Genomic DNA, 13,319 nt, shown 5'->3' with positions numbered 1-13,319 from the left:
CCTATAGATTAACCATGAATTTTTGACAGTTTGATTGCACTGGCGAAAACAGAAAAAAAGCATGAAATCATCTCCTTTAGGCGTGACCTAAATCACAGCATCGAGTAAGATTAGCGACCTTTTTCTGCACCATTTTCTCGAGATATTTATTATTGAGAGCGCACTTAAAAAGTGGCTGCAAACTAGACATTTTTGGCTATATTTTTAATTCAGGAGCGATAACGTTCTTGTTTGAAACTGCAGTTAAGAAGACCAAATTCCAACTATAAGATTGAGGTAGTCGATTCATGACATTTGCTTTGGGGCAACGCTGGATAAGCGATACGGAGAGCGATTTAGGTTTAGGTACCGTTGTAGCAATGGATGCTCGCACAGTGACACTAATGTTTGCAGCGTCAGAAGAAAACCGTGTTTATGCACGTACTGATGCTCCCGTAACCCGAGTAACGTTTAATGTAGGCGATGTCATCGAATGCCAAGAAGGTTGGTCTCTGTCTGTCGAAGAAGTTATCGAAGACAAAGGACTGCTAACCTACTTAGGTACTCGCGAAGATACCCAAGAAACAGAAGTCACTCTGCGTGAAATCTTCTTAAGTAACCAGATCCGCTTTAACAAGCCACAAGATAAACTGTACGCAGGTCAAATCGACCGTATGGATAACTTCGTGTTGCGTTACCGCGCGTTGAGTAACCAGTACCAACAACACAAGAGCCCTATGCGTGGCTTGTGTGGTATGCGTGCTGGCTTGATCCCTCACCAGTTATACATCGCTCATGAAGTGGGTCGTCGTCACGCTCCGCGCGTTTTACTGGCTGATGAAGTTGGCCTAGGTAAAACCATCGAAGCGGGCATGATCATCCACCAACAGGTGTTGTCTGGCCGTGCTGAACGAATTCTGATTGTGGTTCCTGAAACTCTACAGCACCAATGGTTAGTAGAGATGATGCGCCGTTTCAATCTGCACTTCTCTATCTTCGATGAAGAGCGTTGTATTGAAGCGTTTGCTGAATCGGACAACCCATTTGATACCCAGCAGTACGTTCTGTGTTCTTTGGATTTCCTACGTAAGAGCCGTAAGCGCTACGAGCAAGCACTTGAAGGCGAGTGGGACTTGCTGGTTGTCGATGAAGCGCATCACCTTGAGTGGAGCCAAGACAAACCAAGCCGCGAATACCAGGTGGTTGAAGGCTTAGCGGAAAATACGTCTGGTGTGCTACTACTAACAGCAACGCCTGAGCAATTGGGTCGTGAGAGCCACTTTGCACGTCTGCGTCTGCTTGATCCTGATCGCTTCTACGATTACGAAGCATTTGTTGAAGAAGAAGACCAATACGCACCCGTTGCTGATGCAGTAACGGCTCTGTTCTCTGGTGTGAAGCTTGAAAACAGCGCGAAGAACCAGATTACGGAACTGCTTTCTGAGCAAGATGTAGAGCCGCTGTTCCGTGTTATCGAAGGTGATAGTAGCGAAGAAGAGCAAGCGTTAGCTCGCCAAGAATTAATTGATAACCTTATGGACCGCCATGGTACTGGCCGTGTTCTATTTAGAAACACGCGAGCTGCAATCAAAGGCTTCCCTAAGCGTAATGTAAACCTACTGCCGATGGAGATTCCAACGCAGTACACAACCTCAATGCGTGTATCTGGCATGATCGGTGGCAAGATGGCTCCCGAAGCTCGTGCTATGAAGATGCTGTACCCAGAAGAGATCTTCCAAGAGTTTGAAGGTGAAGACTCAAGCTGGTGGCAGTTCGATTCGCGTGTTAACTGGTTGATTGAAAAGATCCAAGACAAGCGCAGCGAAAAAATCTTAGTGATCGCATCACGTGCAAGTACGGCGCTTCAATTAGAGCAAGCACTGCGTGAGCGTGAAGGTGTGCGTGCAACCGTATTCCATGAAGGCATGTCGATCCTTGAACGTGATAAAGCGGCGGCTTACTTTGCTCAAGAAGAGGGCGGTGCTCAGGTTCTGATCTGTAGTGAAATCGGCTCTGAAGGTCGTAACTTCCAGTTCGCGAACCAGCTAGTAATGTTCGATCTTCCGTTCAACCCAGACTTGCTTGAACAACGTATTGGTCGTTTGGACCGTATCGGTCAGCTGCGTGACATCGACATTCATGTTCCTTACCTAAAAGGCACATCACAGGCGATTCTTGCGCGTTGGTTTGATGAAGGCCTGAACGCATTTGCAGAAACCTGCCCAACGGGTCGCACGGTTTACGATAAGTACTCAGATGTTCTTATTGAGATGCTGGCTTCTGGTAACACAGAGCAACTTGATGAAGTGATTGAAGAGTCTGCCAAGCTAAACCAAAGCCTGAAATCAGATCTAGAAAAAGGCCGTGATCGCCTATTAGAGATGCACTCAAACGGCGGCGACAAAGCGCATGAGATTGCAGAAAAGATCGCGTCGACTGACGGCGATACTAACCTAGTGACGTTTGCATTGAGCCTGTTCGACACGATTGGCTTAAACCAAGACGACAAGGGTGAGAATGCTCTGGTTGTGACGCCATCTGAGCACATGATGGTACCAAGCTACCCAGGCTTACCATACGAAGGCGCAACCATCACGTTTGATCGTGATACTGCGCTTTCTCGTGAAGACATGAACTTCATCAGCTGGGAACACCCAATGATTCAGGGCGGTATCGATCTGCTACTGAGTGAAGGTGTTGGTGCATCAGCGGTATCGCTACTGAAAAACAAAGCGCTGCCAGTGGGTACTATCCTACTTGAGCTGGTTTACCTTGTGGATGCGCAAGCGCCGAAACGCAGCGGTATCAGCCAGTTCTTACCTAAGACGCCAATTCGTTTGATGATGGATGGCCGTGGTAATGACTTATCAGCTCAGGTTGAGTTCGACAGCTTTAACCGCCAATTAAGCCCTGTAAACCGTCACCTAGCGAGCAAGTTGGTTAACTCGGTACAAGGTGAGATTCATAAGTTAATTGAAGCGGGTGAGACGCACGTACTTCCTAAAGTGGAAGAAGTGCGTGAACAAGCTCAACGAGACATGCAGACTAACCTAAACGGTGAGTTAGAGCGTCTACAAGCGCTTAAAGCCGTGAACCCTAACATTCGTGATGAAGAGCTAGAGGTAATCGAAGCTCAAATCAATGAATTGACTGGTTACATCAGTAAAGCTCAGGTTCAGCTAGATTCATTACGCTTGATTGTGGTTTCTCACAACTAGTTTTGAATGAGCGAAATGCTTCAACGAAATAAGGCCTTCATCATGAAGGCCTTATTTTTATCTAGCGTTTGAAAGCTGTTTTTGTTGTTGAAAGATGTATTGGCTGAAGAATTACATCAACCACTTCCACCAAACAAATACTGCTAAGAAACCAAACAGGTAAACAAGACCCGCGACAGACAGCCATTTTAGCTTGCTGCCAATGGCTAGCGCTTCTGGAAGCTTAGCCTTGTTCACTAAGATGAAGTTAAGCAGCGCGAAGAATGGCGTGGTCGCAAAGGCAAGTACCATTGCAAAATCAAGCATTGGCATCAGTGCAGCGCTAAAGAACATTACAATCGCGAGTGCCGCGAGAGAGACAATGATGATCCAGCCTTGCAGCATTCTAGGGCTTGAATCTTTTTTGAATAATAGGCGCTGTGATTCAGCAAGCACGCGAGAGTAGCCATCGATAACCGTAATCGTGCTACCAAAGATACAGAAGAAAGCGATAAGAGCGATTAGCGGACGAGACCATTCACCAATTGTCGAAGCGTAGATGCCGACCAATTGATGAGTGAAGCCAACACCGGAGCGAGACAGTTCCACGCCTGAACCGTGAAGCACTAGCGCGCCTAATGCAACAAATACTAAAGCAAGCAATGCAGTACCAATGTAGCCAACGTTAAAGTCGAACAGTGCTGATTGTGCGGTCACTTCCTGCTTCTCTTTTTGGCTTTTTAGCCACATAGAGGTGATGCTTGAAATCTCGATCGGCGCAGGCATCCAACCCATGGTCACCACAATAAAGCCAATAGCAGCTAATGACCAAGGTGATGGTGGAACAAAAGCAGCATCCGGTTCGACAGGTGAGCCAATAGCAATTGCGACAGCGGCTAGAGTGGTGATCGTGAGGATCGCCATGATCGCTTTAGATAGTGTATCGAGCGCGCGATAATGGCCAGCAAAAAGAATGATCAAACAGGTCGCTAAAACGATCATGCACAATGTGCTGGTGGCTAATTCGAAAGGAACAAAGTAGCTAAGTAGGCTTGCACTAAATAACAGTAGTGCTGCAGTATTTACCACGGCGGAAATGGCACTCAGTATCGAAAAGATAACAAGGTAAGGTCGGCCAAGGTTAGAGTATCCTTCCACCAAACTTTGCCCTGTGCCAAGAGTATATTGGATACCAGCTCTGAAGAATGGGTACTTAAATATGTTTACCAGGATAATAAGTGCGGCAAGCTGCCAACCATAAATCGCACCAGCCTTGGTTGAGGCGACTAAGTGAGATCCACCTACAGCTGCTGCGGCCATCATAATACCTGGGCCAAGGGACTTGATTAAGCTTGATAGGGGAGCTGAGGCTGGTGTTTTTGTGTTGGTGGTTTTAACCGTACTTTCCATCATTTTTCCTTTGATGCTGACTTCTTATTTTCCGTTACTCTATCAATACCATGTTTCGTAAAGTCGTCAACTTTTATGTACAAAAATATTGGAAATTGTATTTAATAATAAACAAATCAACCGTAAATTATTTATCCACTAGTAATTAAGAGGCTTCAATGGCGTTAGAACAGTACACACCACCACGTGAACCGTGGATTGATATTGTCTATCAAGATGACGATATTCTTGTGGTGAACAAGCCTGCTGGCCTACTTTCAGTGCCAGGAAGATTGCCAGAACATTACGATAGTATGTGGAGTCGGTTAGTTGTCGAATTTCCGGAGATTCAAGTCGTGCATCGATTGGACATGTCGACATCGGGCTTGATGCTACTCGCTAAACATAAACCAGCAGAGCGACATCTGAAGAAGCAATTTCAATATCGACTGACTCACAAACTCTATTACGCACGAGTGTGGGGTTCAGTTGAAAAGAAAGAGGGATTGATTGACCTTCCTCTTATTTGCGATTGGACGAATCGCCCGAAGCAGAAAGTGTGTATCGAGGACGGTAAATCATCTCAGACTCGCTATGTGGTGGAGCAACAAGAAGCTCAAACGACATTGTTGAAGTTACTGCCGATTACTGGCCGCTCTCATCAGTTACGTGTGCACTGTATGGAAATAGGGAACCCAATTGTGGGCGACGAGTTTTATGCAACGCCAGATGCGTTTAACTATAGCGATAGGTTAGCTCTGCACGCGTGTGAACTCAGTTTTTATCACCCCGCCAATGATCAGTTATTCAAAGCCTTTGTTCCGTGTGAGTTTTATCCTCAAGCATCGCCACAAATCGAGCAGCACTTTGAAATTGCGCCAGAGCTTCCAGACTACAGTAAGCTAAAAGCTTAGAATGGATGGATTCATAGATTTAACCAAGGAAGAAGAATGCCAACGTTGAAAGTCGTGTTTCTTGATAGAGCGACCATCCCATCTCAAATTCATTTAAAGCCTCTGAGCTTTGAGCATGAATGGGTGGAGTATGATTTCACGGCTCCTGAGCAAGTATCGGAGCGAGTTGAAGAAGCTGATGTGGTGATCACTAACAAGGTAGTGCTCAATGAGTCGAATCTCGCTGGTGCGAAAAAACTCAAGTTGATCGCGGTTTCAGCGACCGGTGTCAATAATGTCGATGTGGAATACTGTAAATCTAAAAACATTGCAGTGACAAACGTACAAGGTTATGCGACTCAGTCGGTACCTGAACATGTGATTGCTATGTTGTTTACGCTAAAACGAAATCTTGTTGGCTACCATCAAGACATTGAAGCCGGCGAGTGGCAAAAGGATAAGCAGTTCTGTTTCTTTACTCATCCTATTCAAGATGTGGCTGGTAGTACATTGGGTTTAATCGGTAGTGGCAGTTTAGGGCAAGCGACTGCGATATTGGCTAAAGTGATAGGCATGAACGTCATTTTTGCTGAGCGAAAAGGGGTGGAGTCTTGTCGAGAGGGGTATCTGCCTTTTGATACAGTGTTGCAGCAAGCGGATGCGATCAGCTTACATTGTCCGCTGACCGAAGCGACTCGAAACCTGATTTCAGAGCGAGAGCTAGCAATGATGAAACCAAGTGCGGTGTTGATCAATGCGGGGCGTGGTGGATTGGTCGATGAGCAAGCCCTAGTTGAGGCTTTGAAGAGTAATGAGATCGCAGGTGCAGGCATGGATGTGTTCACACAAGAGCCGGCAGACAACTCGAACCCACTATTGGCTAACAGTCACCTAGCTAACTTATTGCTGACACCCCATGTTGCGTGGGGCAGTGATAGTTCAATTCAAAAGCTGTCTGATATCTTAATCGATAATATTGATGGGTTTGTCGCGGGTAATCCGCAAAACTTAGTGAGTTGATTGAAGAATTGAATGGTACGAGCACAAAACAAAAAAGGTTGGCTTTTAGGCCAACCTTTTTAGATCGTTATGTCGATTAAGTGATTTAGCCTTGCGGCTTAACTACCAATACATTGATTGGTGAGTTCTGTACCACTTTGCTTGCAACAGAACCAAGCACAACCTTGTCGATTTTCGAACGCTTATGGCTAGGCATCACGATAAGGTCAGCGCCCAGTTTTTCTGCGTAATCTAGAATCGTTGTGTAAGTCTTGCCTTCGGCAACGTGAACTTTATACACCACTTCATCGTCAATGTGCTTGTCAGCAAACTCTTTCAGCTGATTTTTAACATCAAGCTTCATTTGGTTCGCTGCATCTTTCGGGAAGTAAGACGCCACCATCGACATGTGAATGCCCGGTAGTACGTTCAGAATGTGGACTTCAGCATTGCTGTGTTTCGCGTGCCATACCGCTAGCTCGACTGCTTTATCAGAAAAGCCTTTGTCGTTAAGATCAACGGGAACAAGGATTTGTCTATACATGTATTCGTCTCTTTTTGAGCAGCGCTTAGTACATACCAAACGCTGTAATTATCTTTTCCATGTAGTAAAAAAGCCAAATAGAGTAGAGCGCTACTTGGCTCTATCCATTACGCGCTAATCTCATCCTTACGAGCACGCCTTCTTTGGTTCATCGCTAAACCAATCAAAATCAGTAGGGCAGGTAAGAATACCCACTCTTTCATTGGTCGTTCTGCGTCTTGGATAACTGATTTAATTTCCCAATCAAAGTCAATGCCAGCGGCTTCTGCAGGGCTACCAAACTCAACCATATCAACAATCATCTTGTCGTCAGCTTGTGTCAGCATTAGGCCCATGGAAGCAATGCGGTCTTCACTTGTTGTCGCAGAATCTTCAAATGGAAGGCGGACTGTTTTCTCAGAATAGTTACCTTCTAAGTTTTCGCCACCTACTCTCAATTCAAGTGATTGTCCCACAGATAAATTTTCTGTGATTTGAGCGATCTCAACTCCTGGCGAAAGAACTTTCTCTGGATAAATCATGTCCCACCAGAAACCTGGGCGGAAGAAAGAGAAAGTCAGAACGATAAGCAGTATGGTTTCCCACCACTTGTTCTTAGTGAACCACCAACCTTGAGTTGCTGCTGCAAAGATAAGTACTGCAGTAACCGAAGAGAAAATCGTTAACGCTAAGTGCCACCAAGAATCAATGCCCATCAACAGTAGTTGGGTATTGAATATGAACATGAACGGTAAGATCGCGGTCCGGATATCGTAGGTAAAGCCTTGAATACCCGTACGAATCGGATCTGATTTAGCAATCGCGGCGGCCGCAAATGCTGCCAAACCTACCGGAGGGGTATCATCGGCAAGAATACCGAAATAGAACACGAATAAGTGAACGGCAATCAGTGGAATGATCAGACCGTGCGCAGCACCTAGGGTCACGATTACCGGAGCCATCAGCGTTGATACAACGATGTAGTTTGCTGTGGTTGGTAAGCCCATACCTAAGATCAAGCTGATTACCGCAGTGAATAGCAGCATAAGAATGATGCTACCGCCTGAGATAAACTCAACGAAATCCGTCATTACAAGGCCGATACCTGTCAGAGTCACCACGCCTACAACCGTACCTGCAGCAGCTGTCGCTACACCGATACCGATCATGTTACGTGCGCCTGAAACCAAGCTCTCTGCTAGGTCAACGAAACCAGCTTTAGTTTGCTCTGCAAGATCGTCAGATTTGTTCATCAGAGTCATCAAAGGACGCTGAGTGATCAAAATGAAGATCATGAATACGGTTGCCCAGAATGCAGATAGGCCTGGCGAGAAACGTTCAACCGTTAAACACCAAACTAGCACTACGATAGGCAGTAGGAAGTGAAGGCCAGACTTAATCGTTGGACCTGGGTCTGGAACTTCTTTTAGATCCGCATCGATTTCCATACCACCTTCAGCTGCGTATTTTGCTGATACGCGAACCAGAGCAACATAAGCGATCAATAGCGCCACAGTTACGATTGGTGTTGCCGCATCGCCAAATACATCTTTCGTCCAACCGACACCGTAATAAACCGCGGCACTGATAACACATAGACCTAAAATGGTACCAGTGAAAGAGAGTAGGCTTTGTACGATAGTTGGCGTGTGACGACGAGGTAGGCCTGTCATGCCTGCTTTACATGCTTCTAGGTGAACAATGTAAATCAGAGCGATGTAAGAGATCAGAGCGGGCAGTAGCGCGGCTTTGATAACTTCTACATACGAAATGCCCACATACTCAACCATCAAGAAGGCTGCTGCACCCATGATAGGTGGCGTTAGCTGACCGTTGGTTGAAGCTGCTACTTCTACTGCACCAGCTTTTGTGCCAGGGAAACCAACACGCTTCATTAGCGGGATAGTAAAGGTACCTGTGGTTACCACGTTTGCAATCGATGAGCCTGATACCAGACCAGATAAACCAGACGCAACAACGGCTGCTTTCGCTGGGCCGCCCTTCATGTGACCAAGCAGAGAGAATGCAACTTTAATAAAGTAAGCACCAGCACCAGCACGTTCTAGCATTGCACCAAACAGTACAAACAAGAATACGAATGACGTTGATACGCCAAGTGCCACACCGAATACACCTTCAGTTGTTAGCCACAGGTGCGACATTGCCTTGTTCAGGCTCGCACCTTTGTGGGCAATAACGTCTGGCATGTGAGGGCCGCCAAAGGTGTAAAGTAGGAATACTGCTGCCACAACCATAAGAGGTGGACCCAAAGCGCGTCGTGTTGCTTCAAGCAGTAAAACCATACCGAATACGGCCGCAACAATATCGAATGTTGTTGGTGCGCCTGAGCGCTCAGCGAGTTCAGTATAGAAAATATAGATATAAGAAGCTGAAAAACTACCTACTAGCGCTAATATCCAGTCGACAGCTGGGATGCGATCCCTAGGCGAATTCTTCATGGCTGGATAAGCGGTAAAGGCTAGGAAAATAGCAAACGTAAGGTGAATTGCTCGAGCTTCAGTGTCGTTTAAAATTGCGAAGTTAAAAATGAACGGCAGCGGAGATGCATACCAAAGTTGGAACAGTGACCAACATAGAGGCACAAACCATAAAATACGGCCTTGGATACCACGAGGGCTACGCGCACCAGTATCTGATTGTGCCACCATTTCTTGCACATCTGGAGACGGTGATGTTGTCTGCGTCATGTACTTTATCCTTATTATTGATGGTCTGCCTTTTCTTACGAACAACCAAACGCTATTTATTTCCTATCTAGTGTAGTGAATGGATAGGGAAATGCGTTCTTTGTTCGTCTTTGTCTTAGGCTTGATACGAAGGTAAGTCCTCCAAATTGGAGAAACTTAAAGGGTTGCTCTTTTCACTTAAGTTATTTTTATAAAACGTGAAAAGCCAATAAGGAGGGCTAGCCTCCTTATTGGTGTAGTAGGCTTAAAGTAGAATTACTTTAGAAGGCCCACTTCTTTGTAGTATTTTGCTGCGCCTGGGTGAAGAGGGATAGAGATACCCGCTTTAACCATGTCTTCTTTTTTCAGGTTAGCAAATGCTGGATGTAGGCGTTTGAAAGTGTCAAAGTTTTCAAATACTGCCTTAGCAACGTTGTATGCAACTTCTTCAGAAACGTCTGAAGTTGTTACCATTGTTGCTGCAACACCGAAGCTGTTTACGTCAGCGTCAGTACCACGGTACATGCCAGCAGGAACTGTGCTGTAAGCGTAGTACGGGTTTTCAGCTACGATCTTGTCGATCTGTGGACCTGTTGCTGAAACCAGTTTTGCATCACAAGACGTTGTTGCTTCTTTGATTGATCCGTTCGGGTGACCAACCATGTAGATGAATGCATCAATCTTGTTATCACAAAGTGCTTGTGAACGCTCAGAACCTTTAAGTTCAGAAGCAAGCTTGAAGCTGTCATTCGTCCAACCCATAGCGTCCATTACAACACCCATCGTTGCACGGTCACCAGAGCCTGGATTACCAATGTTTACGCGCTTACCAGCTAGGTCAGAAACATTGTTGATGCCAGCATCGGTACGAGCGATGATGTTGAACGGTTCTGTATGTAGAGAGAACATAGCGCGAAGTTTCTTGTATTCGCCTTGATCTTTGAACTTACTTGTACCGTTGTAGCCGTGGTATTGCCAGTCCGATTGAACAACACCGAAATCTAGTTCACCAGCACGGATGGTGTTAACGTTGTAGATTGAACCACCAGTAGACTCTACAGAACAACGAATGTTGTGGTCTTTGCGGCCCTTGTTCACTAGTTTACAAATTGCACCACCAGTCGGATAGTAAACACCCGTCACTGAACCAGTACCAATTGTGATGAACTCTTGAGCGTTAACAGCGCCAGCGCCCATTACAGCAGCTGCAATAGCACCAACTTTAATAAGTTTGGTAAATGCCATGAATTTCCCTTCCTTTATTCATTATTAACCCTGAAACAAGTGTAGTCGTTTCTGGAGTTTCCTATTTGGAAACGGCACCTTTTTCAATCCATGTGATGAAAAAGTGGCTGAATAATATCAAAAATTGGCAGAAAATTACTCGAATGTTAAAAGATATAGCTAAAAAATCTAACAAATGATGTCTAGATCTCGTGTTTAATTTGCTACTGAGTTTTTTAAAATCAATGATTTAGTGTAATTTCGGGAGGGGAGTATGGATATTCTAGGATGTGATTTGGATCACGAAGCGAATAGATGCTCGTGATCCATTAGTAAGGCTGATAGTTATGAAACAGTGATCAATTATCCTGCGTATTCAAACAGTTCGCACACAGAATCAAACAGTTGCTTAGTGGTAACCGATAAGGTTGGAGTAATAAAGATAGTGTCATCACCCGCGACCACACCCAGTATGCCTTCCGACTTGCCTAGTGAGTCTAATAAGCGAGCAATAAGCTGAGCTGCACCTGGGCCAGTGTGTATCACAACTAATGCATTGTTGTGGTCAATATCTAGTACTAATTCTCGTAAAGAGCTAGAAACTGTCGGAACACCAAGTTCAGCAGGAAGACAGTAAACCATCTCCATTTTTGCGTTACGAGTTCGAACGGCACCAAACTTGGTTAACATACGCGAGACTTTAGACTGGTTGATGCTTTCAAAACCTTCGTGTTTTAGGGCATCTACAATTTCGCCTTGTGAGCCAAAACGTTCTTCTTTTAGTAAGGCTTTAAATGCACGAACTAAGTTGTCTTGCTTTTCTGTATTGCGCATATGTCATTCTTATTCATTAACAAAGATGTTTGCATATTCTCGCATACATATTCAATTTTAGCCAAAATATCCCAGTAATTTGTTAGTCATATCACTGTAAATATTTAATAGAATAATGTGTTATTTGCGACGACTTATTTTGTTATTTCAGTTGATTATCGCCATAATGCGAACTCGCTGTGTAGCACGGTTTTATTGACTTGCGCGAAGTCGCAAAGCTAGCGTTAATTGATTGTAATCACTTTGTGATTAATATAGTTTTTTAACTTAGATTTAGCTCAAGAATTACCCTACAAAGAATTTATAAGAGAAAGCTCTCAAGGAGAATAACAATGAAAGTAGCTGTTATTGGTGCCGCTGGTGGCATCGGTCAAGCCCTAGCCCTACTACTTAAGAACCGCCTACCTGCTGGTTCAGATCTTGCACTTTACGATATCGCACCGGTAACACCGGGTGTTGCTGCTGATCTTAGCCATATCCCAACGCCTGTTTCGATCAAAGGTTACGCAGGTGAAGATCCAACACCAGCACTAGAAGGTGCGGATGTTGTACTTATTTCTGCAGGTGTTGCTCGTAAGCCTGGTATGGATCGTGCGGATCTTTTCAATGTGAACGCTGGCATTGTTAAGTCTCTTGCAGAGAAAATCGCAGTTACTTGTCCTACTGCTTGTGTTGGTATCATCACTAACCCAGTAAACACGACAGTGCCAATCGCGGCTGAAGTACTGAAGAAAGCGGGCGTTTACGACAAGCGTCGTCTATTTGGTATTACGACTCTTGATGTGATTCGTTCTGAAACGTTCGTTGCTGAACTAAAAGACAAAGATCCAGGCGACATCCGTGTTCCTGTTATCGGCGGTCACTCAGGCGTAACTATCCTTCCTCTGCTTTCTCAAGTTGAAGGCGTAGAGTTCACTGATGAAGAAATCGCAGCGCTAACGACTCGCATCCAAAATGCAGGTACGGAAGTAGTAGAAGCTAAAGCTGGCGGCGGTAGTGCGACACTGTCTATGGGTCAAGCGGCTTGTCGTTTCGGTCTTGCACTAGTTAAAGCACTTCAAGGCGAAGAGAACGTGATTGAATGCGCATACGTTGAAGGTGAAGGCGAGCACGCACCATTCTTCGCGCAACCAGTTAAACTTGGCAAAGAGGGCGCTGAAGCGATCCTTAGCTACGGTGAGCTGAGCGACTTCGAACGTAACGCTTTAGATAGCATGCTTGAAACACTAAATGGCGACATTGAGATTGGTGTTGAATTCGCTAAATAAGCGAGACGCTATTTAACTCAGCCTAAAAGTGAATTATTAAGAGCCGGTCATAATGATCGGCTTTTTTGATCCTAGAGTTTAAGCTGCTCGTATTTTCCTCTACAACCAAGTTGAGGGTGAATTTTATGGCTACTGTTCAGAAGGGTATGAATGTCGAATATTTGGGGCACTTAGGAAAAGTATTGGTTATTGATGAGCAAGAGCAGTATGCCTTAGTAGAGACTTACAATGGGCATGAGCAATACGCAGTGCCAATGGAAGAGCTTGAAGAAATTGAAGCACAATTGCCACTATCATTAGAAGCGAGCCGATATTGAACTTGGATC

Annotated in this window: 10 protein-coding genes; 5 read left to right on the top strand and 5 right to left on the bottom strand. The window is 45.1% G+C overall.

From position 1 onward, the window contains the following. Positions 1-287 precede the first annotated feature (287 nt). The gene (rapA, locus tag ATB74_RS15570; protein WP_017062952.1) at positions 288-3,197 is read left to right on the top strand and encodes an RNA polymerase-associated protein RapA; all 2,910 of its coding nucleotides are present in this window, start codon (positions 288-290) and stop codon (positions 3,195-3,197) included. 111 nt (positions 3,198-3,308) lie between these two features. Here the strand turns inward: rapA and ATB74_RS15565 are convergent, their stop codons facing one another. After that, on the bottom strand, positions 3,309-4,586 hold the full coding sequence (locus ATB74_RS15565; RefSeq protein ID WP_061019099.1) for an NRAMP family divalent metal transporter: 1,278 nt from the start codon (positions 4,584-4,586) through the stop codon (positions 3,309-3,311). A 158-nt stretch (positions 4,587-4,744) separates the two neighbouring features. Between ATB74_RS15565 and ATB74_RS15560 the strand changes: the two genes are divergently transcribed. Both ATB74_RS15560 and ATB74_RS15555 read left to right on the top strand, forming a co-directional pair. Next, positions 4,745-5,479: a pseudouridine synthase gene (locus tag ATB74_RS15560; RefSeq protein WP_061019098.1), complete on the top strand. Its 735-nt coding sequence runs from the start codon at positions 4,745-4,747 to the stop codon at positions 5,477-5,479. 36 nt (positions 5,480-5,515) lie between these two features. Continuing rightward, positions 5,516-6,478, top strand: a complete 963-nt coding sequence (locus tag ATB74_RS15555; RefSeq protein WP_061019097.1) for a D-2-hydroxyacid dehydrogenase — start codon at positions 5,516-5,518, stop codon at positions 6,476-6,478. Between the two features lie 85 nt (positions 6,479-6,563). Here the strand turns inward: ATB74_RS15555 and ATB74_RS15550 are convergent, their stop codons facing one another. The 4 genes from ATB74_RS15550 to argR all read right to left on the bottom strand — a co-directional run bounded on the left by ATB74_RS15550 (position 6,564) and on the right by argR (position 11,725). Continuing rightward, positions 6,564-7,001 (bottom strand): universal stress protein, encoded by a 438-nt coding sequence (locus tag ATB74_RS15550; protein WP_048609641.1) that lies wholly within the window; start codon positions 6,999-7,001, stop codon positions 6,564-6,566. Positions 7,002-7,108: 107 nt separating this feature from the next. Beyond that, positions 7,109-9,688 (bottom strand): TRAP transporter permease, encoded by a 2,580-nt coding sequence (locus ATB74_RS15545; protein ID WP_061019096.1) that lies wholly within the window; start codon positions 9,686-9,688, stop codon positions 7,109-7,111. A gap of 255 nt (positions 9,689-9,943) precedes the next feature. Continuing rightward, on the bottom strand, positions 9,944-10,912 hold the full coding sequence (locus ATB74_RS15540) for a TAXI family TRAP transporter solute-binding subunit (RefSeq protein WP_017061374.1): 969 nt from the start codon (positions 10,910-10,912) through the stop codon (positions 9,944-9,946). A 342-nt stretch (positions 10,913-11,254) separates the two neighbouring features. Beyond that, positions 11,255-11,725: a transcriptional regulator ArgR gene (gene argR / locus ATB74_RS15535; RefSeq protein ID WP_004740827.1), complete on the bottom strand. Its 471-nt coding sequence runs from the start codon at positions 11,723-11,725 to the stop codon at positions 11,255-11,257. A gap of 332 nt (positions 11,726-12,057) precedes the next feature. Between argR and mdh the strand changes: the two genes are divergently transcribed. Beyond that, positions 12,058-12,993 (top strand): malate dehydrogenase, encoded by a 936-nt coding sequence (gene mdh, locus ATB74_RS15530; protein ID WP_009847834.1) that lies wholly within the window; start codon positions 12,058-12,060, stop codon positions 12,991-12,993. Between the two features lie 125 nt (positions 12,994-13,118). Next, positions 13,119-13,310, top strand: coding sequence for a hypothetical protein (locus ATB74_RS15525; protein WP_017061375.1), 192 nt, complete (start codon positions 13,119-13,121; stop codon positions 13,308-13,310). Positions 13,311-13,319 lie beyond the last annotated feature (9 nt).

It is taken from the genome of Vibrio splendidus (assembly GCF_001557875.1).
GTDB lineage: Bacteria > Pseudomonadota > Gammaproteobacteria > Enterobacterales > Vibrionaceae > Vibrio > Vibrio splendidus_F.
Note: the sequence above shows the minus strand (reverse complement) of the source record. Positions and strands in the feature narration are given on the sequence as shown.